The sequence below is a fragment of the Nonomuraea sp. NPDC049750 genome, from assembly GCF_040659625.1.
Classification (GTDB): domain Bacteria; phylum Actinomycetota; class Actinomycetes; order Streptosporangiales; family Streptosporangiaceae; genus Nonomuraea.
Genome location: NZ_JBFANB010000019.1, coordinates 182,647 through 205,130 on the forward strand (window position 1 = coordinate 182,647; position 22,484 = coordinate 205,130).

General features: G+C 69.3%; 20 protein-coding genes. 10 read left to right on the top strand and 10 right to left on the bottom strand.

Going from position 1 to position 22,484, the window contains the following annotated elements; all coding sequences use genetic code 11:
* Positions 1–159 precede the first annotated feature (159 nt).
* Positions 160–1,311 (bottom strand): AI-2E family transporter, encoded by a 1,152-nt coding sequence (locus AB0J16_RS38570; RefSeq protein WP_358549234.1) that lies wholly within the window; start codon positions 1,309–1,311, stop codon positions 160–162.
* Between the two features lie 91 nt (positions 1,312–1,402).
* Between AB0J16_RS38570 and AB0J16_RS38575 the strand changes: the two genes are divergently transcribed.
* Positions 1,403–3,580, top strand: coding sequence for a DUF6351 family protein (locus AB0J16_RS38575; RefSeq protein ID WP_358549237.1), 2,178 nt, complete (start codon positions 1,403–1,405; stop codon positions 3,578–3,580).
* 3 nt (positions 3,581–3,583) lie between these two features.
* Here AB0J16_RS38575 and valS read toward each other — a convergent pair whose 3' ends face one another.
* Entirely contained in the window at positions 3,584–6,118 is a 2,535-nt protein-coding gene (valS, locus tag AB0J16_RS38580; RefSeq protein WP_358549240.1) for a valine--tRNA ligase, read from the bottom strand.
* Positions 6,119–6,197: 79 nt separating this feature from the next.
* On the opposite strand from valS, the gene AB0J16_RS38585 reads away from it, so the two are divergent.
* A complete protein-coding gene (locus AB0J16_RS38585; RefSeq protein ID WP_357940820.1) occupies positions 6,198–6,482 on the top strand; it encodes a DUF4235 domain-containing protein in 285 nt (94 codons plus the stop codon).
* Here the strand turns inward: AB0J16_RS38585 and AB0J16_RS38590 are convergent.
* On the bottom strand, positions 6,415–7,848 hold the full coding sequence (locus tag AB0J16_RS38590; RefSeq protein ID WP_358549243.1) for a trehalose-6-phosphate synthase: 1,434 nt from the start codon (positions 7,846–7,848) through the stop codon (positions 6,415–6,417). The two genes, AB0J16_RS38585 and AB0J16_RS38590, sit on opposite strands and share 68 nt — an antisense overlap.
* Before the next feature lie 547 nt (positions 7,849–8,395).
* Between AB0J16_RS38590 and paaI the strand changes: the two genes are divergently transcribed.
* On the top strand, positions 8,396–8,764 hold the full coding sequence (paaI, locus tag AB0J16_RS38595) for a hydroxyphenylacetyl-CoA thioesterase PaaI (RefSeq protein ID WP_225289841.1): 369 nt from the start codon (positions 8,396–8,398) through the stop codon (positions 8,762–8,764).
* Positions 8,761–10,068, top strand: coding sequence for a phenylacetate--CoA ligase PaaK (paaK, locus tag AB0J16_RS38600; RefSeq protein ID WP_358549245.1), 1,308 nt, complete (start codon positions 8,761–8,763; stop codon positions 10,066–10,068). Before paaI ends, paaK begins: the two co-directional genes overlap by 4 nt.
* A gap of 72 nt (positions 10,069–10,140) precedes the next feature.
* Here paaK and AB0J16_RS38605 read toward each other — a convergent pair whose 3' ends face one another.
* The 3 genes from AB0J16_RS38605 to AB0J16_RS38615 form a co-directional block, all read right to left on the bottom strand.
* Entirely contained in the window at positions 10,141–10,938 is a 798-nt protein-coding gene (locus AB0J16_RS38605; protein ID WP_358549247.1) for a hypothetical protein, read from the bottom strand.
* Between the two features lie 18 nt (positions 10,939–10,956).
* Complete coding sequence (locus tag AB0J16_RS38610) at positions 10,957–11,256, bottom strand: DUF4193 domain-containing protein (RefSeq protein ID WP_020542847.1); 300 nt, start codon at positions 11,254–11,256, stop codon at positions 10,957–10,959.
* A 286-nt stretch (positions 11,257–11,542) separates the two neighbouring features.
* Positions 11,543–12,637, bottom strand: coding sequence for a HAMP domain-containing sensor histidine kinase (locus AB0J16_RS38615; protein ID WP_358549250.1), 1,095 nt, complete (start codon positions 12,635–12,637; stop codon positions 11,543–11,545).
* Here AB0J16_RS38615 and AB0J16_RS38620 point away from each other — a divergent pair.
* Positions 12,636–12,770, top strand: coding sequence for a hypothetical protein (locus AB0J16_RS38620; protein ID WP_358549253.1), 135 nt, complete (start codon positions 12,636–12,638; stop codon positions 12,768–12,770). The two genes, AB0J16_RS38615 and AB0J16_RS38620, sit on opposite strands and share 2 nt — an antisense overlap.
* A 79-nt stretch (positions 12,771–12,849) precedes the next feature.
* Here the strand turns inward: AB0J16_RS38620 and AB0J16_RS38625 are convergent, their stop codons facing one another.
* Complete coding sequence (locus tag AB0J16_RS38625; protein ID WP_225289202.1) at positions 12,850–13,503, bottom strand: response regulator transcription factor; 654 nt, start codon at positions 13,501–13,503, stop codon at positions 12,850–12,852.
* A 227-nt stretch (positions 13,504–13,730) separates the two neighbouring features.
* Between AB0J16_RS38625 and AB0J16_RS38630 the strand changes: the two genes are divergently transcribed.
* Positions 13,731–13,895 (top strand): hypothetical protein, encoded by a 165-nt coding sequence (locus AB0J16_RS38630; protein WP_358549256.1) that lies wholly within the window; start codon positions 13,731–13,733, stop codon positions 13,893–13,895.
* Positions 13,896–13,992: 97 nt separating this feature from the next.
* On the opposite strand, the gene AB0J16_RS38635 is transcribed toward AB0J16_RS38630, so the two are convergent.
* Positions 13,993–14,790 carry an inositol monophosphatase family protein gene (locus AB0J16_RS38635; RefSeq protein WP_358549258.1) on the bottom strand — a complete coding sequence of 266 codons (798 nt, stop codon included), beginning with the start codon at positions 14,788–14,790 and terminating at the stop codon, positions 13,993–13,995.
* Positions 14,790–16,766 (bottom strand): S9 family peptidase, encoded by a 1,977-nt coding sequence (locus tag AB0J16_RS38640; protein ID WP_358549261.1) that lies wholly within the window; start codon positions 16,764–16,766, stop codon positions 14,790–14,792. The genes AB0J16_RS38635 and AB0J16_RS38640 overlap by 1 nt, the downstream gene beginning before the upstream one ends.
* A 101-nt stretch (positions 16,767–16,867) precedes the next feature.
* Between AB0J16_RS38640 and AB0J16_RS38645 the strand changes: the two genes are divergently transcribed.
* Positions 16,868–17,815, top strand: coding sequence for a ferrochelatase (locus AB0J16_RS38645; protein WP_358549264.1), 948 nt, complete (start codon positions 16,868–16,870; stop codon positions 17,813–17,815).
* A 14-nt stretch (positions 17,816–17,829) separates the two neighbouring features.
* Here AB0J16_RS38645 and AB0J16_RS38650 read toward each other — a convergent pair whose 3' ends face one another.
* Positions 17,830–19,026, bottom strand: a complete 1,197-nt coding sequence (locus AB0J16_RS38650; protein WP_358549267.1) for a lytic murein transglycosylase — start codon at positions 19,024–19,026, stop codon at positions 17,830–17,832.
* A gap of 93 nt (positions 19,027–19,119) precedes the next feature.
* Between AB0J16_RS38650 and AB0J16_RS38655 the strand changes: the two genes are divergently transcribed.
* From AB0J16_RS38655 to AB0J16_RS38665, 3 genes are read left to right on the top strand one after another with little or no spacing between them, the layout of a single operon-like run.
* A complete protein-coding gene (locus AB0J16_RS38655; RefSeq protein WP_358549270.1) occupies positions 19,120–20,322 on the top strand; it encodes an MFS transporter in 1,203 nt (400 codons plus the stop codon).
* A gap of 53 nt (positions 20,323–20,375) precedes the next feature.
* Positions 20,376–21,146 carry a polysaccharide deacetylase family protein gene (locus AB0J16_RS38660; RefSeq protein WP_358549273.1) on the top strand — a complete coding sequence of 257 codons (771 nt, stop codon included), beginning with the start codon at positions 20,376–20,378 and terminating at the stop codon, positions 21,144–21,146.
* A gap of 47 nt (positions 21,147–21,193) precedes the next feature.
* Complete coding sequence (locus AB0J16_RS38665) at positions 21,194–22,471, top strand: D-arabinono-1,4-lactone oxidase (RefSeq protein WP_358549276.1); 1,278 nt, start codon at positions 21,194–21,196, stop codon at positions 22,469–22,471.
* Positions 22,472–22,484 lie beyond the last annotated feature (13 nt).

Sequence of the window (22,484 nt, forward strand, 5' to 3'; positions counted from 1 at the left end):
GCGATGCGCCCCCTCAGCCTCAAGGTACGCCCTTCCGCCCGCGATCCCGTCGCACCGGGCGGGCGGGTGGAGTGTCGTGCCGCCGGGAGCCCTCGTGAGAGCGGGGAGACGGCCGCCGATCTCCGAGATCCCGTGGCGAGGTGGTCACGGGTGATGAGGTTACTCGCTGCCAGGCGGACTATCGTCCTCGGCGGGAGAACCCGAAGCCGGCGGAGACGGCTGCGGGGCGGGTGCCGGAGTGGGCCCGGGTGGCAGGGCGGGCGGTTTGTGGAACAGTTCGGGCAGCGCCCGGTAGATCACCGCCGCCACGGGGACGGCCACCGCCGCTCCTGCGATGCCGGCCAGGATGCCGCCGACGGACAGCACGAGGATGATGGCCAGCGGGTGGAAGTTGAGCGCCCGGCCGACGATGAGCGGCTGGAGCACGTGGTTCTCCAGCTGCTGCTCGACGATCAGGATGCCGACGAAGATCAACGCGTAGAGCGGCCCCTTGGCGCCCAGCGTGACCAGGGTGGCGATCGTACCGGCGAAGAAGATGCCGACGATCGGGATGAAGCTGGCGAAGAAGATCAGCACCGCCAGCGGCGCCCAGAGGGGCACTCCCATGCCGGCCAGCACGATGCCCATGATCACGCCGTGTACGGCGGCGACCGCGACGGTGCCCTGCACATAGTGGGAGAGCGTGGTCCAGGCGGCCCGCCCCGCCCGGTCGACGCGCGGCGCCATCGAGCCGAACCCCCGCAGGAACCACGACCAGATCCGGTCGCCGTCCTTGAGCAGGAAGAACGAGACGAACAGCAGCAGCACGAGAGACGCGAGTACCTCGAAGGCGACGGCGCCGGCGGTCAGGACCGTACTGGTGATGGCCGTGCGCTGGGCGTTGACCATCGTCGCGATCTCGTCGACGTAGCTGGTGATCTGCGCCTCTTTGAGGTGCAGCGGGCCGGTGATCAGCCAGTTCTGAACGTCGCGGGCGGTGGACTGGACCTGCTGGACCAGGTTGGGGAACTCCTCGGTGGCCCGCGCGCCGACCAGCCAGCCGGTGCCGACGAGCACCGCGAGGGCCACCAGCATGGTGATCCAGGTGGCGTAGATGGGGCGCATGCCCGCCTCGCGCAGGTTCCTGGTGAGCGGGAACAGCAGAGCGGTCAGCAGCAGGGCGATGGCGACCGGCAGGGCCACGAAGCTGAGCCGCGCGATGCCCTGGACGAAGAAGTAGACGACCACGCCGACGAGGATCAGGCACAGGCACCATGCCGCCATCTTGGCCAGCACGGGTGGCACGAGCTTGCTTGGGCGGTCGGTCAGCACGTGTTCAAGACTGGCACGTCACGGACATATGTGCGCATGGATAAAAGATCGGGTCTGGGCAACGGCATGATCACATGTCACCGTCATGCACATGAGGACCGTCGCGTTGGTTAAGGTGAGCGCGATCACCGCGGTGATCGCGTGTCTCGTGGCGGCCCCGGTGCCCGCCCTGGCCTCGCGCGGCGAACCCGCGCTCGACGTGCTGTCGAGCCGCGCCGACCAGGTGAGTGGCGGGGACGCGTTGGTCAGGGTACGAGTGAGCCAGGGCATGCGGCTCAAGGTGCTGCGCAATGGCGAGGACGTCACCGCGTCCTTCAAACCGGATCCCGGCGGCCAGTCGTTCAGCGGCCTGGTGACCGGGTTGATCGACGGCGACAACACGATCAAGGCGCTGGCGGGGCCGTTCAAAGAAACCCTGAAATTACGCAACCACCCGATCTCGGGACCGATCTTCTCGGGGCCGCACCAGTACCCCTTCCTGTGCAAGACCGAGCGGAGCGGGCTCGGCCCGCCCGTCGCGGACAACCAGGACGGCCAGGGCATGCGCACCACGGGCGGCTGGAGCAGGGACTGCTTCGCGCCGGTGCTGACGGAGCGGCTCTACCGCGCGACGGACGGCGCGTTCAAGACGATGCCCGCCGCGCGCCCCGCGGACATGTCGACCACCACCACGCTCGACGGCCGGACTGTGGACTTCGTGGTGCGCCGCGAGCGCGGCGTGATCAACCGTTTCCTCTACTCCATCGCGATGCTGGAGGACGGCTACAACGGCCGGGCGATCTACCGCTTCGACGGGGGTGTGGGGATCGGTCATGACCAGGGCACGATCGGCGGCAGCGCGCTCGACGCGTACGGGCTGGGCAAGGGCTACGCGATCCTGTACTCCTCGGGCACCCGCACCTCCACGCACTACAACCTCATCCTCGGCGGCGAGACCGCGCTGATGGTGAAGGAGCGCTTCATCGAGAAGTACGGGGCGCCGCTCTACACCGTCGGCGTGGGCGCCTCGGGCGGCGCCCTCCAGCAGTACCTCTACGGCCAGAACTACGGCACCGCGGTGATCGACGCGGCGATCCCGCAGTATTCCTATCCCGACATGGTCACCCAGACCATCCACGTCGGCGACTGCGAACTGCTCGAACGCTACATGGACCACAACCCGCGCTGGGCCTCCTGGGACGCGCGGACCGCGCTGATCGGGATGAACGCCAGCGACACCGTCGACAACCCCTACACCGGCAAGCCGGGCTCCGACGAGTGCGTCAAGGGCTGGCGCGGGCTGACCCCGCTGACCATGAACCCCCTGTGGACCTCCAACAAAGATCCGGAGTGGGCCAAGATGGACCCGCCCGGCGTCAAGGACACGATCCAGTGGACGCACTGGGACGACCTGCGCGAGATCTACGGCGTGGCCCCCGACGGCTACGCCCGCTCCACCTGGGACAACGTCGGCGTCCAGTACGGCCTGGGCGCGCTGGTGAAGGGCGTGATCACGCCCGCGGAGTTCCTCGACGTCAACGCGCGCGCCGGCTCCTGGAAGGAGTCGAAGGACATGGTGCGCGAGGGCTGCCCGTTCACCTCCTCCCTCTGCCAGGACCCCGCCCAGTTCGACCCGTGGAGCTCGCGCAACATGCGCACCGGCGACCCGGCCCCACGGCGTACCGGCGACCCGATCGCGATCAAGAACGTGGAGCGTAGCGGGCTGGTGTTCAGGGGCGACATCGCCATCCCGATCATCGACTGGCGCCACTATCTCGAGGACCAGCTCGACATGCACGACTCGCACCAGTCGTTCGTCTCGCGGCAGCGGATGCTGAACTACGACGGCAACGCCGGCAACCAGGTCATCTGGTTCACCGACGCCCGCCCCGACGGGCCGGCCTTCGACCAGACGCCCGAGGCGCTGCAGGTGATGGACCAGTGGATGGCCAACATCCGCTCGCGCCCGTGGCGCGGGGTGGCGGGCAACAAGCCCCCGGCGGCCGTGGACCGCTGCTTCACCAGCTCCGGGGCGCAGATCGCCGCGGGTCCGCACGTGTGGGACGGCATCCTGGACCAGCGCGCCGCCGGTGCCTGCACCGCGCGCTTCCCGCTCTACTCCACCTCCCGCGTGGTGGCGGGCGGTCCGCTGGAGGGCGGCGTCTACAAGTGCCGCCTGCAGCCGGTGTCCAGGGCCGTCGCGCGCGGTCTGTACGGCTCATGGCGCCCGTCCCCCGAGGAGCAGGCCCGCCTTGAGGCGATCTTCCCCTCGGGGGTGTGCGACTACTAGCGGCTACTGCTCCTCCAGCGTCACCTCGACGGCGAATTCGGGACCGTCGTCGAGGACGAACTCCTCGACGTTGCCCGCGCCGCACAGGTCGTCCTGCGCCAGCCGTACCAGGGCGATCTCGGGGCCCGACACGGTGAGGCGGGAGACCTCGGCGCGCATCGACAGCTTGGCGGCCGACTTGGCCTTGCGGATGCGCCCGAGCACGTCGGAGGCCACGGCGAGCACCGCCGGGTCACCCGCGCCCGCCGGGTCGCTCGTGCCCGCCGGGATCGACGGCCAGGCCGCGCGGTGCACGGAGCCCGGCCGCCACCAGGACCAGACCTCTTCCGTGACGAACGGCAGGAACGGCGCGAAGAGCCGCAGCAGCACGTCGAGCGCCTGGCGCAGCGCCGCGTGCGCCGAGGCGGCCGCCGGGCCGCTCTCATAGGCCCTGGCCTTGACCAGCTCCAGGTAGTCGTCGCAGAACGCCCAGAAGAAGCGCTCAGCGGCTTCCATCGCCCGGGTGTAGTCGTAGCCCTCGAACGCCTGAGTGGCCTCCTCGACCACCTCTGAGAGCTGGGCGAGCATCGACAGGTCGAGCGGCTCGGTGACCGCCGCCTCGGACTCCGGGAAGCCGAGCACGAACTTCGACGCGTTGAGGATCTTGATGGCCAGCCGCCGGCCGACCTTGATCTGCCCGGTGTCGAACGCCGTGTCGGTGCCCGGCCGCCCGCTGGCCGCCCAGTAGCGGACCGCGTCGGAGCCGTACTCCTCCAGCAGCCCGAGCGGCGTCGTGACGTTGCCCTTGGACTTGGACATCTTCTTGCGGTCGGGGTCGAGGATCCAGCCCGCGATGACCACGTCACGCCACGGCAGCGTGCCGAACTCCTGATGCGCCCTGACCACGGTGGAGAACAGCCAGGTGCGGATGATCTCGTGCGCCTGCGGCCGCAGGTCCATCGGGAAGACCCGGGCGAACAGATCGGGATCGCGCTCCCAGCCGCCGGCGATCTCCGGCGTGAGGGACGAGGTCGCCCAGGTGTCCATGATGTCCGGATCGCCCATGAAGCCGCCCGGCACGCCCCGCTGGTCCTCGGTGTAGCCGTCGGGCACCTGCGAGGAGGGGTCGATCGGCAGCAGGTCCTCCGACGGCACCAGCGGGCGGGAGTAGTCGGGCTCGCCCGAGGCGTCCAGCGGGTACCAGACGGGGATCGGCACGCCGAAGAAGCGCTGCCGGGAGATCAGCCAGTCGCCGGCCAGCCCCCGCACCCAGTTGTCGTAGCGGACCTTCATGTGCGGCGGGTGCCAGCGCAGCTCGGCGCCCCTGGCCAGGAGCTGCTCGCGCAGCTGGGAGTCGCGCCCGCCGTTGCGGATGTACCACTGACGGGTGGTGACGATCTCCAGCGGGCGCTCGCCCTTCTCGTAGAACTTCACCATCCGCTTCGTGGCGCGCGGATCGCCGTCCAAGTCGCCGGACTCGCGCAGCAGCTCCACGACGCGCTCGCGCGCGCTGTGGACGGTCTTGCCGGCCAGCTCTTTGTACGGTTCCTGCTCCACGCCCTCGGGCGGCTCGGGCAGCAGGCGGCCGTCCTTGCCGATGATCGGCCTAGTCTCCAGCGCCAGCTCGCGCCACCAGGTGACGTCGGTGAGGTCGCCGAACGTACAGACCATCGCGATGCCGGAGCCCTTGTCGGGCTCGGCCAGGTGGTGGGCCAGCACCGGCACCTCGGCCCCGAACAGCGGCGTCAGCACCGAGGTGCCGAACAGCGGCTTGTACCGCTCGTCATCGGGGTGCGCCACCAGGGCGACGCAGGCGGGCAGCAGCTCGGGCCGGGTCGTCTCGATCCAGACCGGCCCCTTCTCGCCGTAGAAGGAGACCCGGTGGAAGGCCCCCGGCCACTCGCGGTCCTCGAGCTCCGCCTGGGCGACGGCGGTGCGGAAGGAGACGTCCCACAGCGTCGGCGCCTCGGCCATGTAGGCCTCGCCGCGCGCCAGGGTGCGCAGGAAGGCCCGCTGCGAGGCGGCCCGCGCACCGCCGTCGATGGTCGCGTACGTCAGCGACCAGTCGACGGACAGCCCCAGCCGCCGCCACAGCTCCTCGAACGCCTTCTCGTCCTCGAGGGTCAGCCGCTCGCACAGCTCGATGAAGTTGCCGCGCGAGACGGAGACCTGCCGCTTGGGATCGGGCTTGGCCGGAGGTGTGAAGTCCGGGTCATAGGGCACCGAAGGGTCACAGCGGACGCCGAAGTGGTTCTGCACCCGCCGCTCGGTGGGCAGGCCGTTGTCGTCCCAACCCATGGGGTAGAAGACCTCGCGGCCGCGCATCCGCTGGAAACGGGCGATGGTGTCGGTGTGCGTATAGGAGAAGACGTGACCCACGTGAAGGGAACCGGAGACGGTCGGAGGCGGGGTGTCGATCGAGTAGATCTGCTCCCACGGCTTGGACCTGTCGAACCGGTAGATGGCGTCATCTTCCCAGCGCTCTACCCATACCTTCTCCAAGCCGTCGAGAGTCGGTTTCTCCGGCATGGCTGCATGGCGTAGTCGCTGCTGATTCATGCCTCCTTATGGTACGGCTTCACCGGCCCAGGAAGCGTTACAGACTAGGGTTCGTTACATAGCGGAAGGAGACGTTCGGATGGCAGACGACAAGCCTGACCTCGCCTGGCGGGTCATCGGGGGACTGGTCGGATTGGCCACCGCTTGGGCGGCACGCAAGATCCTCGGGTTCGTCTGGGTGAAGACCACCGGCAAGGAGCCGCCGATCGACACCGACTCACCCGAGGTCAGCATGGGCGAGGCCATCGGCTACGCCGTGGTGATGGGCGTCGGGATGTCCGTGGCGCAGATCGTGGTCAACCGGACCGCCAAGAAGCGGTATGAGGCGTGGAAGACGGTAAAGCAGGTGTCTCAAGGGCATTGAGGAACTCTCCTGCCCAGCGGTCCACGTCGTAGGTGGCTACCCGGCGGCGCATCGTACGCATCCGCCGGGACAGCTCGTGCGGCGTGGCCCGCATCGCCGTCATCATCTGACGCTTGACGTCCTCGACGTCGTACGGATTGACCAGGTACGACTGCCGCAGCTCGTCGGCCGCCCCCGCGAACTCACTGAGGACGAGCGCCCCCCGCAGATCGTGGTGGCAGGAGACGTACTCCTTGGCGACCAGATTCATCCCGTCACGCAGCGGCGTGACCACCATGACGTCGCTGGCCAGATAGAGCGCGGCCAGCTCCTCGCGGCCGTACGACTGGTGGAAATACTGGATCGGCTGCAGGCCGAGCATCGCGTGCTCGCCGTTGATCCGGCCGACCTGCAGCTCGATGTCGTCGCGCAGCCGCCGGTATTCTTCGACCCGCTCCCGGCTGGGCGTGGCGATCTGCACGAACACCGCCTCGTTGGGCTGCAGCCGCCCCTCCTTCAGCAGCTCGCCGAACGCCTCCAGCCGCAGCCCGATGCCCTTGGTGTAGTCCAGCCGGTCCACCCCGAGCAGCACGTGCTCAGGATCGCCGAGCTCCGCCCTGATCTCCTTGGCGCGGGTCATGATGTGCTCTTGGCGCACCATCGTGTCGAGCTCGGCGAAGTCCACCGAGATGGGGAACGCCTGCGTGGTCACGATCCGGTCGTCGAGGAAGATCTCGTTCCCCTTGTACGGCAGGCCGAGCAGCCTGCGGCACAGCCGCCGGAAGTTGGCGGCGCCACCGGGCAGCTGGAAGCCCACCAGATCGGCCCCGAGCAGCCCTTCGACCAGCTCCTTGCGCCACGGCAGCCGCCAGAACAGCTCGACCGGCGGGAACGGGATGTGCAGGAAGAAGCCGATGCGCAGGTCCGGCCGGAGCCTGCGCAGCATGGCCGGGACGAGCTGGAGCTGGTAGTCCTGCACCCAGACGACCGCCCCCTCCTCCGCCACCTCGGCCGCGGCCTCGGCGAAGCGCTGGTTGACGGTGGTGTAGGCGTCCCACATGCCCCGATCGAAGACCGGCGGCGCCACCACGTCGTGATAGAGCGGCCAGAGCGTGGCGTTGGAGAAACCCTCGTAGTAGAGCTCCACCTCGCGAGCCGACAGCGGCACCGGGACCAGGCTCATGCCGTCCTGGTCGAAAGGCTCCAAGCGCTCGTCGGCGGCGCCGTGCCAGCCCAGCCAAGCGCCGTGCCGGCGCTGCATGACGGGAGCGATGGCGGTGACGAGCCCGCCCGGGCTCCTGCGCCATGAGGCCGTCCCGTCCGGCTCGACCGTTCGATCCACCGGCAACCGGTTGGCGACGATCATAAACGAGTTACGGCCACTCACCCAGGTCCTCCTAGAGTCCATCCTCCACATGCCGCGGGACGCGGTACATGGTGGCGGCCACCCGCTCGGGGCTCCGCCTGGGAGATGATCGCGACGACATGGGCGGCCGGCCTGACCATCCAGACCTCGCCCCGCTTCCGCGCCCAGGGTCTTTACCAGGACTTGGGAGCGGTCCAATGCCGCGAACTCACGCACGGCGAGCGGCGCCGTAGTGACCTTGCCCAGGACCTGCACAAACAAACGCGAATCGCACATATCTCCTAGTGCGGCGGTCACTGAGTGGGTTCGTCACCCGACCGTCTCGATCCGTGTGACGGTCGGCGGTGGCTGAGGCCCCTTGGAGAGAAACCCCCTTCGGGGGAGGGAAAAGAGACGGTCCGTGGTGGCTGGGGACCCTTGGGAGGGACGCCCCTCCGGGGGCGAGGAAGGTCGTGGGTGTCGGAGGGATTCGGGCGTCTCTTGACAGAGATCAGGGTGGGCGGTGGAGTATTTACCGAACAGTCGGTCAGTTGAGCGAGGGAGACCTGCCTTGGAGAGCGCGCGGCGCATGATGGACGCCGACACCGCCTCCGCGGCCCTGGGTATCGAGCTGACGGAGCTGGGGGCCGGGCGGGCGGTGTGCCGGATGGAGGTCACCGAGCGGATGATCAACGGGCACGCGCTGTGCCACGGCGGCTACGTCTTCCTGCTGGCCGACACCGCCTTCGCCTGCGCGTGCAACAGCCATGGCCCCGTGACGGTCGCGGCGGGGGCGGAGATCACCTTTGTGGCGCCGGCCCGGATGGGTGACGTGCTGACGGCCGAGGCCGCCGAACGTACCCGCTACGGCCGCAGTGGCATCTACGACATCACGGTGAAGAAGGCCGACGGCGAGGTGGTCGCGGAGTTCCGTGGCCGCAGCAAGGAGATGAGATGAGACTCGGCGCCGCCCCTCAACCCGGCGACCTCGACCCGATCGAGCGGGCTTCGCGCGACGAGCTCATGGCGCTCCAGCTGGAGCGCCTCCAATGGACACTCCACCACGCCTACCAAAATGTCCCGAAATATCGGCAAAAGTTTGATGAGCACGGCGTTCACCCCGCCGACTGCAAGGAGCTCGGCGACCTGGTGAAGTTCCCCTTCACCACGAAGCAGGACCTGCGCGACTGCTACCCCTTCGGCATGTTCGCCGTGCCACGGGAGCGGGTGGCGCGGGTGCACGCCTCCAGCGGCACCACCGGGCAGCCCACGGTGGTCGGCTACACCAAGAACGACCTCGACGTCTGGGCCGAGGTCATGGCCCGCTCGATCCGCGCCTCGGGCGGGCGACCGGGCGACATCGTGCACATCTCGTACGGCTACGGCCTGTTCACCGGCGGCCTGGGCGCCCACTACGGCGCCGAGCGGCTGGGCTGCACGGTGGTACCGGTCTCCGGTGGCATGACGCCCCGCCAGGTACAGCTGATCACCGACTTCCGGCCGGACGTCATCATGGTCACGCCGTCGTACATGCTGGCGTTGCTCGACGAGTTCGACCGGCAGGGCCTGGACGCCCGCGCGTGCTCGCTGCGCGTCGGCGTCTTCGGCGCCGAGCCGTGGACCGAGGAGATGCGCGCGGAGATCGAGGACCGCTTCGACCTGGACGCCGTCGACATCTACGGACTGTCCGAGGTGATGGGGCCGGGCGTGGCCAACGAGTGCGTGGAGTCGAAGGACGGCCTGCACGTCTGGGAGGACCACTTCTACCCCGAGACCGTCGACCCGTTCACCGGGGCCCCCGCCGAGTCGGGCGAGCTGGTCTTCACCAGCCTCACCAAGGAGGCGCTGCCGATCATCCGCTACCGGACCCGCGACCTGACCAAGCTGCTGCCCGGCACCGCCCGGCCGGCGTTCCGGCGGATGGAGAAGGTGACGGGCCGTACCGACGACATGATCATCCTGCGCGGGGTGAACGTCTTCCCCACCCAGATCGAGGAGATCGTGCTGCGCGTACCGGGGCTGTCCCCGCACTTCCAGGTACGGCTCACCCGACCGGAGCGGCTCGACGTGATGACGGTCAGGGTCGAGGCGCGACCGGGCCTGGAGGAGGGCACAGAGGCCCGCGCAGAGGCAGTGCAGACGCTGCGCAGGATCGTCAAGGACACGATCGGCGTACAGGTCGAGGTCGAGGTGGTGGACCCGGAGACGCTGGAGCGCTCAGTGGGCAAACTCCGGCGAGTCATCGACAAGCGGGATCATTAGGCCGGCGGAGGTCGTCCCCATGCGGGCGTCCCGAAGCGGTCGTGCCAGAGCCGTCGCGCCCAAGCGGGCGTCCTAAGGCCGGATCTCCGGCGAGCGGCTGCCGGGCGGCAGCTTGCCGCGCAGGTCGTCGCGGATGGCCTCACCCACCTTCTTGGTCGCCATCCGGTTGAGCGCTCCACCGGCGACCGCGCCGGTCAGGAACGGGCCCAGCGTGGTCAGGTGGCGCCCGAGGGTACGCATGAGGCGGTTGCGCAGGGCGGTCTTGGTGGCCGCGCCGAGCGCGAGGGTGACGGAGGCGGGCGCGAGGGGGTCGACGCCACGCTGCTTGGCCCAGGCCGCGGCGAAGACGGCCGCACGCTGCGTGCCGGTGCCCGAGACGCGTACGCCATAGACCTCGTGAAGCTCGGCCAGCAGCTTGACCTCGATGGCGGCCACCACGATGGTCTCGGCGACGAGCTGGGCCGGAGCGGAGAGAAGGAGGGGTGGGGCCGCGAACTCGGCCGCGGCGAGCGCTCCGCCGATGGCGCCGACCGTCATGGTCGCCTTCTGGGCGGTGCGCACCAGGTCGTCGGCGAGCTGCTCGCCGGTCAGGCCGTGGTGGTGCTCGGAGAGGGTGTGCAGGTCTCTGATGGGGATGCGGGGCGCGATGTTCATGAACACATCCGCCAGCCAGCGTCCACGCCCCACTCCGGTCTCACGCGTCTTGCGCGCGCCGGAGGCCAGAGCGCGGGCTAGACGGCCGAGCAGCCGTCGCCGCTCGGCCGGCTCCAGCTCACCGGAGTCGGCGAGCCGACCTACGAGCTCGCCGACCTCTTTATCGGGGTCGGCGATCTCGTCGCCTGGTTGCCTGTCCTTCTCAGGTGCGGCCACGCGGAGCCTCCTCCTTCGTCAGGCGGCGCACTCCCGGCACACCTGCTGGCCGTTCTTCTCGGAGGCCAGCTGGCTGCGGTGGTGCACGAGGAAGCAACGCGAGCAGGTGAACTCGTCCGCCTGGCGCGGGATCACGCGCAGGCTGAGCTCTTCGTTCGACAGGTCGGCACCGGGTAGTTCGAGCGACTCGGCCAGATCGGTCTCATCGATGTCGATACTGCCCGACGACTTGTCGGTGCGCCGCGCCTGGAGCTCCTGGAGGCTGTCTTCCCCCAGGTCGTCGTCCGTCTTGCGCGGGCTGTCGTAATCGGTAGCCATCGTGCTTGCTCCATCCCCCTCATCTATACGTCTTCGCGCTCATCGCGCGTCTTCTAACGCCCGGGAGCCTCATCTTGTGCCCGTTCTGCCGGGGGAATTTTTGCATCGGTACCCAGCAGGAAGGAACCATGAACCTCCCAACACGTCAGGACCCGCTGCCGTCGGCAATGGTTAGCCAAATATGGCGAAACCCACAGCCTTGGCGGCATGCCCCACCGTGTTCGACGGCACATCCAACCACATGTGCGGCGAGAACGAGACGCCCGCCGTGGTGCAACACGCCGGATCAGCGGCTCGGCAGCCGAATGGTCACCACAAGTCCTCCGCCCTCCCGCGGCACGGCGGTCACATTTCCGCCGTGCGCCTGCACAACAGCACGAACGATGGACAGCCCAAGACCAGATCCCTTCGCCGAATCCACACGATCCGCGTGGAGCCTCCGGAAGGGCTCGAACAGGCTGTTCACCTCGTACGCAGGGACATGCTGCCCTGTGTTGGCCACCTGAACAACCAGCGCACCGTCTACCATTCCCGTTCGGATCCATACTTTTCCGTTTTCCGGAATGTTGTACTTGACGGCGTTCTCGAGCAGGTTGCTGACGGACCGCTCCAAGAGCACCGGATCGCCTATGGTAGGCGCGCTGACCAGTTCGGTGGTGATGGTTACGCCGTTATCTTCGGCGAATGGAGTCACCTGCTCAACGGCCGTCTGGGCGACGTCCTTGACGTCCAGCGGCTTGCGTACCGCCAGCTCGCGTTCGCTCCTGGCGAGCAGCAGCAGTCCCTCGATGAGCTTCTCGTTGCGCGCGTTGACTTCGAGCAGGGTACGGCCGAGCGCCTTGAGGTCCTGTGACGCCTCGGGATCGGACAGGGCGATCTCCAGGACCGTCCGGTTGATGGTGAGCGGTGTTCGCAATTCGTGCGAGGCGTTGGCGACGAACCTTCGCTGGGTGTCGAAGGCGATGTTGAGCCGGGTGAGCATGGCGTCGAAGGTGTCGGCCAGCTCCTTCAGCTCGTCGTCCGGGCCCTCCAGGTCGATGCGCTGATGGGCCAGGGTGCTTTCGGAGAGTTTCTTGGCAGTGGCCGTCATCTGGCTCACGGGGCGCATCGCCCGGTCGGCGACGAAGTAGCCGAGCATCACCGCGAAGATGCCGACACCCGCCAGGGCCATGAAGGAGCTCTGCAGCAGCGCGTCGCGGGCGCTGGTGACGGTCTCGTTCTTGGCCGAGTACCACGTCGCGATCATGATTCGCGCGATGGTCGGGTCGACGTTGTCCGTCCTGAGCTCCGGCCACGCGCTGGTGATCGCCGTGCCGACGATGGCGTAGATCGAGAAGACCAGCACCACCGCCGCCACGAAGAACAGCACGCTGTAGGCCATGGTGAGCCGCCACCGGATGCTCACCCTGCCCGGCAGCTCCTTGACCCGCTCCATCGGGGTCCGCTGCGGCCGGGCGTACGACGGTGGAGGCGGGCCGTCCCAGACGGGCGGCCCGCTCGGCGGCGGCGCCTGATCCGCCCGCGCCACGGCCCGCTCCGAGTGCGGGCTGATCATCGGATGCGTCGGCATCGCCTCGCGCTCCGGCCGTTGAGTCACAACTTGTATCCCACTCCGGGCACCGTCTCGATCACCTGCGGATCCCCCAGCTTCTTGCGCAGGGTCATCATCGTCACCCGCACCACGTTGGTGAACGGGTCGATGTTCTCGTCCCACGCCTTGTCCAGCAGGTCCTCCTGGCTGACGACGGCGCCCTCCGCCCGCATCAGCTCTTCCAGGACCGCGAACTCCTTCTTGGTGAGGATGACCTCCTTACCCTCACGCTCGACCAGCCGCTTGCCCGGGTCCAGCCGGATCCCGCCCCGCTCCAGGACGGGCGGCAGGGCCGGCGCCGACCGGCGGCCGAGCGCCCGCACCCGGGCGACCAGTTCGACGAAGACGAACGGCTTGGCCAGGTAGTCGTCGGCCCCCAGGCCGAGCCCCTCCACCTTGTCGTCGACGTCGCCGGACGCGGTCAGCATCAGGATGCGCGAGGACGTACGCTGCTCCACCAGGCGGCGGCAGACCTCGTCCCCGTGCACGACCGGCAGGTCGCGGTCCAGGACGATCACGTCGTAGTCGATGTAGGAGGTGCGCTCCAACGCGCCGCCCCCGTCATAGGCCACGTCCACCGCCATGGCCTCGCGCCGCAGACCGGTCGCGATCGCATCGGCGAGCACCCGCTCGTCCTCTACAACCAGCACTCGCACGACTGGCACCTCTCTCCGGATCCGCTGCTTCATTCTGCCCACACCTGCGATAAGCGCACGGTAAGGCATGTCAGAGCATGTGTGCCGCAAGGCACAGCCAAATTCATGTTTCGGTACGCGATGGGGCGGGGTATGCCTGGTGAACACCCGTCGCCGTGTGCCTCTTTTGGCTTCCCCGCGAGCGGTGGGCGCTCTTCGCCCCGCAACCCCTGAAGAGAGTAGGTGAGATGGGCGAGTTCACGACCACGATCGAAAGCCGCCTCGACCAGGCTTACAAGGGCCTTCGGGAGGCCCGGTGCACCGGCGACGACTACCTCGCCGACACCCTCACCGCCGAGATCGAGGACCTACGCCGCATAGCGGATGACAACGGCGTCCCATTGCCTCATTGATCGGCACCTCGTGTGACGAAACGGCCGGAGCCCTGGACAAGGGCTCCGGCCGTTTCGCGCCGAGTTGGGGATCGCCGTGTCGTGGATCCACGCGCCGTCAGGCGTCGCGCTGGGGATCCAGCGGTACGAGCAGGTCGTGCAGCTCGTCGAACAGCCCCGGCGCCGCGCAGAGCACGAAGTCGTTGCTGTGCGGCCTGCCGTTCAGCCCGCCGAGCCTGGCCCCCGCCTCGGTCGCGATCAGCCCGGCCGCGGCGAAGTCCCAGTAGTTGGTGCCCCGCTCGTAGTAGGCGTCCACCCGGCCCGAGGCCACCGAGCAGAGGTCGACGGCGCACGAGCCGCCACGCCTGATGTCACGTACCCGCGGCAGCACCGACGCCAGCACCTGAGCCTGCACGGCCCGGCGTTCGCGCAGGTAGCCGAAGCCGGTCGCGACCAGCGCCTGCGACAGCGGCACGCCGGTGTTGCAGCGCAGCCGCTCGCCGCCGAGCCAGGCGCCCCGGCCGCGCGCCGCGGTGAACACCTCGCCGCGCGGCACCACGTTCACCACGCCGGCGACGATCTCGCCACCCACTTCGACGGCGATCGACACCGCCCACTCGGGCAGGCCGTACAGGAAGTTGACCGTGCCGTCGATGGGATCGACGATCCAGCGCACGCCGGAGTCACCGGCGGCCTCGCCGCCCTCCTCCCCCAGGACGCTGTCGCCGGGCCTGGCCTCCAGGACGCGGGCGCGGATGAGCCGCTCCGACGCCGTGTCCAGGGCGGTGACCACGTCGGTGGGGCTGGACTTGGTCTCGACGACCTCCGACATCGTGGGCCGCTTGGCGAGCAGCATGTCTCCCGCCTCGCGCGCGATGTCCTCGGCCAGTTCGAGCAGGCTCCGCGGATCAGTCATCACGCCACCGAGTCCGGGCGCTTCCACTCCTGGCCGAGGACGTGCTGGCCGAGGAAGGCCAGCACGGTCTCGTACCAGGCGACGGCGTTGCCGGGTTTGAGTATCCAGTGGTTCTCGTCAGGGAAGTACAGGAACTTCGACTCGACGTTGCGGCGCTGCAGATCCCACCACAGGCGCAGCGCCTCGCCGATCGGCACCCGGTAGTCCTTGTCGCCGTGGATGACGAGCATCGGCGTGGTGATGCTGTCGAGCCCGTGGTGCGGGGAGAGCTTGGCGTAGCGCTCGGAGCCGGGCTCGCCCATCTCGCGCTGCCAGTACTGGGCCGCGTCGGTGGTGCCGCCGAACTGTTCGAGGTTCCACAGGGCGGCGTGGGTGACGATGGCCTTGTAGCGGTCGCTGTGGCCGGCGATCCAGTTGGCCATGTAGCCGCCGTAGGAGCCGCCCATCGCGCCGATCCGCTCGCCGTCGATGTCGTCCCTGGCCACGACCACGTCCACGATCGCGTCGAGATCGGCGAGGGTACGCGGACCCCAGTTGCCCCACCCGCGATCGATCATCTCCTGACCGTAGCCGGTGGACAGGCACGGGTCCGGCAGCAGGACGGCGTAGCCGTGCTGGACCATGATCCAGGGGTTCCAGCGCCACTGCCAGTCGTTCCACGAGGCGACGGGACCGCCGTGGATCCAGAGCAGGATCGGCGCCGGGTCGTCGGCCGAGGCGCCCTCGGGCAGCGTGAGCCAGCCGCGGATCGTGGTGCCGTCGTCGGCCGTCGCGGAGACCTCGGTCAGCGTGCCGGGCAGCTCGGGGCGCGAGGCGGGCGAGGGCAGGTCGGTGATCTCGCCGGTGGCGGTGTCGATCCTGGCCGGGCCGTGGGTGCGGTCGACACCGCTGTGCAGCGCGTAGACGAACCGGCCGTCGGCCGATGCGTTGAGCCCGAGGTAGGCGGCGTCGTCCTGGGTCAGCCGGGCGACCTCCCCGTCCAGCGGCACGCGGAAGATCGGCCGGCGGCCCCGGTGGTCGGCCGCGAGGTAGACGGCCGACGAGTCGGGCGCCCACTCGACGTCCGCAGGGAACAGGTCGGGTGCGTAGGTACGCCCGGCGCCGGTGGCCAGGTCGCCGATCCACAGGTCGATGCGGACGGAGACGTCGAGCTCGGCCAGGCGCTCGCGCGCGCAGGCGACGCGGGTGCCGTCGGGCGAGACCGCGATCGGGCCGTAGAAGTCGTGGCCCTCCTCGGTGAACAGCGTGCGCCGCTCACCGGTGGCCACGTCGATGGCGACCAGGTCCACCCGCAGCTCGGCGTCCGGGAGGATGGTACGCCAGGTCGCGATCACGGTGGCGCCGTCGGGCGTGAGCGCGAAGGTGACGTCGCGCAGCGCCTCGCCCGGATCGGGGGTCAGGTCGCGTACGTCCTCCAGCCGGTCCGCGCCGAGCCTCGCGGCGAACAGCCGGGTGTGGCCGGGGCCGAGGTCGTGGTCCCAGTAGCGGACCGGGTAGCTCTCGTGCAGGATCGCGCTGATGCCGGCGTCCTTGCGCGCCTTGCGGCGCTCCTCCTCGGCCGCCTCCTCGCCGGTGAGCACGTCGGCGGCGAACACCACCACGTCACCGGCCGTACGGAAGGCGCCGACGCCGCCGGGACGGGCGGCCACCTGCCGGGCCTCGCCGCCCGAGCGGGGCAGCAGCCACAGCGAGGGCACCTCGTCGGTGGCGTCCTTGACGGTCGGGTCGGGGCGGGCCGAGGTGAACAGCACGTCGCCCGCGTCGGTGAACTCCGCCGCGCTCTCACCCTTGGCCGAGCGGGTCAGCCGGTACGGCTCGCCGTCGATCGGAATGGCCCAGAGCGCGGTGCCGTACGACTTGCCGTCGGGGTTGAGGGACTGGACTGCGGAGATCAGCCGGGAGCCGTCGGGCGAGAGCTTCAGCGAGAGAACCCGGGGGATGGCAACATAGTCACGAATGTCGTTGAATGCGCTCACTCAACAAAACGTACCTGCTTATTGCCTCGCTCTGTGAGACCGGCTCGGCCGACGCTCCTCCTGCAGGCGGAGGCGCTCCCTCACCGGAATAGGGTTGTCTCGTGGGGAAATACGACGCTCTGCTGGTGCTGTCGTTCGGTGGGCCCGAGGGGCCTGAGGACGTGTTGCCGTTTCTGGAGAACGTGGTGCGGGGCCGAGGCGTGCCGCAGGAGCGGCTGCTGGAGGTGGCCGAGCACTACCAGGGTTTCGGCGGCGTCAGCCCGATCAACGGCCAGAACCGCGCGCTCATCGAAGCGCTGCGTCCGGTGGTCGATGTGCCCGTCTACTGGGGCAACCGCAACTGGGAGCCGTTCGGCGAAGACACCGTCCAGCGGATGATGGCCGACGGGATCCGCAAGGCGGCGGTGTTCGCCACCTCGGCGTTCGCCGGCTATTCCAGCTGCCGCCAGTACTACGAGGACATCGCAAGGATCTCCGTCAAGGGCGGTCCCGAGCTGGTCAAGATGCGGCACTTCGGGGACCATCCGGGGTTCGTCGCCGCGATGGCCGACCACGTCGGGCAGGCGCTCGACCGGCTCGGCCGCGACGACGCCCGGCTGGTGTTCACCGCGCACAGCGTGCCGGTCTCGATGGCGCGCACCGCCGGGCCCTACGGCGGCCTCTACGAGGCGCAGCTGCGCAGGAGCGCCGAGCTGGTCAACGAGGCGCTGGGTCGCACCCAGCCGTGGGATCTGGTGTGGCAGTCGCGCAGCGGGCCGCCCGAGGTGCCGTGGCTGGAGCCCGACGTCTGCGACCATCTGCGCAAGATCGACGCCCGGTCGGTCGTGCTCGTGCCGATCGGGTTCGTCTCCGACCACATGGAGGTCGTCTACGACCTTGACACCGAGGCCAGGCAGGTGGCCACCGAGCTGGGCCTGCCCATGGAGCGGGCCGCGACGGCGGGCACTCACCCGGCCTTCGTCCGCATGATCCGTGAGCTGATGGAGGAGCCCGAGCCGCAGCCCTGCGGGCTCACCTGCTGCCCACCGCCCCGGAGACGTCAGGCGTAAGGCGCCCGCGGCCGTCAGGTGTAGGCGCGGGCGTACGCCTCGGCGATGCCCATCACCTTGTTCACGTAGTCCCACGAGTGGTTGTAGAACCAGATCGACTTGCGCAGCTTCTGGCCGCCCTGGCCGGCGCCGTTCGCGCAGAGGTACTGGGCCGCCGCGGGCACCGCGTCGTACGGGCTCCAGATGTCGGACTTGCCGTCGCCGTCGCCGTCCACCCCGTAATGCTTCCAGGTGGCGGGCATGAACTGCATCGGCCCGAGCGCGCCCGCGCTCGACGGGCCGTTGTTGCGGCCGTGCCCGCTCTCCACCTGCCCGATCGCCGCCAGCACGGTCCAGGACAGGCCGGGGCAGCGGGTGGCCGAGGCCTTGTAGAGGTCGAGGTAGCTGCTGGGTCGCCCGACGTTGACCTGCTGCTGCGGCTTGGCCGTCTGCTGGGCCGGCTGCGTCGGCTGGGCCTTGGGGCGGGCGCCCAGCGTCACGACCTGGGCGCCCTTGCCGAGCAGCTTGCGTACGCCCGGCTCGCTGATGCCGGGCTTGCCGTGCAGCAGGACCGCGACGCCCGGCGCCAGGCCGAGTGCCTTGCCCATGTCGGCGCCCACCAGGCCGTCGATCCCCGACAGGCCGAGCGTGGCCGAGGCTGCGACGCGCAGGCGGGGGCCGCCGTCCACCTGGTACTCGGCGCCCAGGATCATGCCGAGCCTGCGTACGGCCGAGGTCTCGGCGACCAGTTCGCCCCTGGACAGCGCGCTCCACACGGCCGGCTGGTCGGCGACGGCCTTGGGCGTCCAGGAGCGGAAGTCGGCCGGGTCGACGGCGAGCAGGTTCAGCCCGGTGCCCGACACGCGTACCGAGCCGGCGTCGACGATGGCGACCTTCTGCACGTGCTTGAGCTTCGCCAGCTCGAAGCGGGTGGTCTTGGGCACCTCGGCGCGGGCGATCGCCAGCACGCGGGGCGGGGTCGGGGTGACGCTGGGGCCGCCCGTGCCGAAGTCCTTCACCGGCTCGGTCGTGGGCACGATCTTGTCGAGACCGGCGGTCTGCGGCTGCGTCTTCTGGACCGGTTTCGGCGATCTCCGTGCCGGCTGCTGGTCGGCCGTACTCGCGAACAGGTCGTCCCGCGTGGACAGCGCCACTCCCACGGCCACGACCGAGACGGCGATGACCGAAGCGATCACGATCAGGACGGCGCGGAACGAGGGAAGACCGGACACCCGGCACACGTTAGCCGAGTTGCCGGAAAAATCACTTGCTGTCCGGTCAGCGCACGCGTAAATGTTGGGGCGCATCAAGGGAGAGGAACAGACGTGGTCGGGCCTTATCGGGGGTTGTTCAAGGGGCCCGGCATCAAGGGATTCGTGCTGGCCGGCTTCGTCGGCCGGATGCCGATGTCCATGCTCGGCATCGGCATCGTGCTGCTGATCTCCGGCCTCACCGAGTCGTACGCGACCGCGGGCGCCGTGGCCGCCACCACCAACGTCTCCTTCGCGGTGGCCGCCCCCTTGACCGCGCGGCTGGTAGACCGGTTCGGGCAGGCCCGGGTGATCGTGCCCTTCTCGATCGTCAACGCGCTCTCGCTGGCCGCGCTCATGCTGGCGGCGGGCTTCGCGCTGCCCGAGTGGACGTTGTACGCCGCCGGGCTGTCGGTCGGCGCGACCTCCCTGTCCCTGGGCGGGATGGTCCGCGCGCGCTGGTCGCACCTGCACGGCGGTTCGGCCAAGCTGCACACGGCCTTCGCGTTCGAGTCCGTCGCCGACGAAATGATCTTCGTCGCCGGACCGGCACTGGTCACCGTCCTGGCCACGGCGGTCAATCCGTACATGGGACTGCTGGTGGCGCTGGTCTGCATGCTCGGCGGATCCCTCGCGCTCGCGGCGCAGCGGCGCACCCAGCCGCCGATACGGCCGGGCGAGTCCGGCGCCGGGATGGCCATCCTGATTCCGGGGATCGCCCTGCTGTCCTGCGTCTACCTGGCGCTGGGGGCGGTGTTCGGGTCGATCGACCTGATCACGGTGGCCTTCGCCGAGGAGCACGGGGTCAAGGGCGCCTCCGGGTTCCTGCTGGCCGCCATCGCGGGCGGGTCGATGGTGTCGGGGCTCTGGTTCGGGTCGCGGCACTGGCGGGCCTCGCTGCGCCACCGGTTCGTACGGGCGCTCGGGGTGCTCGTGGTGGGACTGCTGCCGATCATGTTCATCGGCGACGCGCGGATCATGGCCTTCGGTCTCTTCCTGGCCGGGCTCGCGATCTCGCCGACGCTCATCACCGGCTTCTCTCTCACCGAGCGGCTCGTGCCGCCTTCGGTGCTCACCGAGGGGCTGGCGTGGATCTCCACGTCGATCGGGTTCGGGGTGGCGATCGGGGCGTGGGCCGGGGGACGGCTGACGGAGGCGTTCGGGGCGTCCAACGCGTACGGCTTCACGCTCGGAGCGGCGGCGGTCGCTGTTGTCGTGGGCGTCGGAGGTTCGGGTTTGCTGAGACTTCCCGAGGCACCTTCACCGGCCGGGAACTGATCCGCTACGGTCGAACAACCCTCGCAACACCCTTCACAAACGAAAGCTTTCGCATGTCCCGACAAATCACTTCACTTCTGGCTATCGCGGCTGTTGCTGTCACTCTGACACCGGCGACCGCGTCCGCCACCCCCAGTCAGCCCGCCGCCCCGGCCAAGTCGGCCGCCGTCGCCCAGGCCAAGGCGAAGGCAGTGGACTGCGCCGACGAGCAGGTCAAGTGCCTCGCCCTGACCTTCGACGACGGGCCGGGCAAGTACGCGGGAAAGCTCCTCGACACCCTGAAGAAGTACAACGCCAAGGCGACGTTCTTCCTCGAAGGCCAGTACGTGAAGAGCCGCCCCGCCTTCGTCAAGCGCATGGCCAAGGAGGGCCACGAGCTCGGCAACCACAGCTACACGCACAAGAACTTCACCACCATCGAGCCGGGCGCCATCAAGAGCGAGATCCAGAAGACGCAGGACGCCGTCAAGAAGGCCGCGGGCGTCGAGCCCAAGCTGCTGCGGCCCCCGTACGGCATGCTGGACCTCCAGACCTCGGAGGTCGCGGCCGAGTTCGGCATGCCGATGATCCTGTGGACCGCCGGTTCGCGCGACTGGGCGACCAAGAACTCCGCGGAGATCAAGAAGCAGACGCTGGCCGTGGCCAAGCGCGACGGCATCATCCTCATGCACGACTGGGTGAAGCAGACCGTCGACGTGATGCCGTCGCTCGTGCAGCTGCTGCAGAGCCGGGGCTACACGCTGGTGAAGGTCTCCGACATCATCAAGTCGCAGAACCTGCAGCCCGGCGACGCCTTCCCGCTTCCCGAGGGCTGGGAGAACTGAGTATCGTTCACGTTTAATCCGAACAATGCTCTAGCGCAAGGGCGGCCATGGTCTTCACGAACTGGGCCCGCAACCAGACGGCCGCGCCCGCCGAGGTGCGTACCCCGGCCTCGACCGAGGACGTCGTACGCGCCGTCAAGGACGCCGCCGCCGCCGGCCGCCGTCTGCGCATGATCGGTACGGGCCACTCCTTCACCGGAGTGGCCCTCACCGACGGCGTCATGCTCCGCCCCACCGCGCTGACCGGCCTCACCTCCGTCGCCGACGACCGCGTCACCGTACGCGCCGGCACGCCGGTGCGGGAGCTGAACTCCCTGCTCGCCGCACGCGGGCTGGCGCTGGCCAACATGGGCGACATCACCGACCAGACGGTCGCGGGAGCCATCCAGACCGGCACGCACGGCACCGGGCGCGACAGTGGCGGCCTGGCCGACCAGGTCGAGGCGCTGGAGTTGGTGCTCGCGGACGGCTCGGTCGTGACGGCCGCCCCCGGGGAGGACCTGTTCGACGCCGCGCGGGTGGGATTGGGCGCGCTCGGGGTGCTCACCTCGGTGACGTTCCGGGTGGAACCCGCTTTCCTCCTGCGCAACCGGCGGCGCCGGATGACACTCAGCGGCATCCTCGACTCGCTCGACTCCCTGACCACCGACAACGAGCATCTCGACTTCTTCTGGCTGCCGCACACCGACGCGTGCCTGGTCAAGACCAACAACCGCGACCCCGGCCCGGCCCGGCCGCCCGGCGCGGTCAAGTACTGGCTGGACAACGTCTTCCTGGAGAACACGCTGTTCGGCGCCGCCTGCGCGCTGGGGGCCCGATCCCCCGGGCTGATCCCGCGGATCAACGGTGTCAGCGCCGCCGCGCTCGGCGACTCCGAGGCCGTGGACGCGTCGTACAAGATCTTCACCTCACGCCGGGACGTGCGCTTCCTGGAGATGGAGTACGCGGTGCCGCGTGAGCACCTCGGCCAGGCGCTGCGGGAGACGCGGGCGCTGGTGGAGCGGATGGGGTGGCGGATCACGTTCCCGGTGGAGGTGCGGGTGACGCCGGCCGGCACGGCGTGGCTGTCCACGGCGTACGGCCGTCAGTCGGCGTACATCGCCTGCCACATCTATCGGCCCACGCCCAACCCCGCCTACTTCGCCGGGGTGGAGGAGATCATGACGCGGCTGGGCGGGCGGCCGCACTGGGGCAAGCTGCACACCCGGGACGCGGCGTATCTGGGGACGGTCTACCCGCGGTTCGCGGACTTCGTGGCGCTACGGGATCGACTGGATCCGGGACGGCTGTTCGGCAACGCCTACCTGGAGACGGTGCTGGGGTAGGCGTCTACTTGCT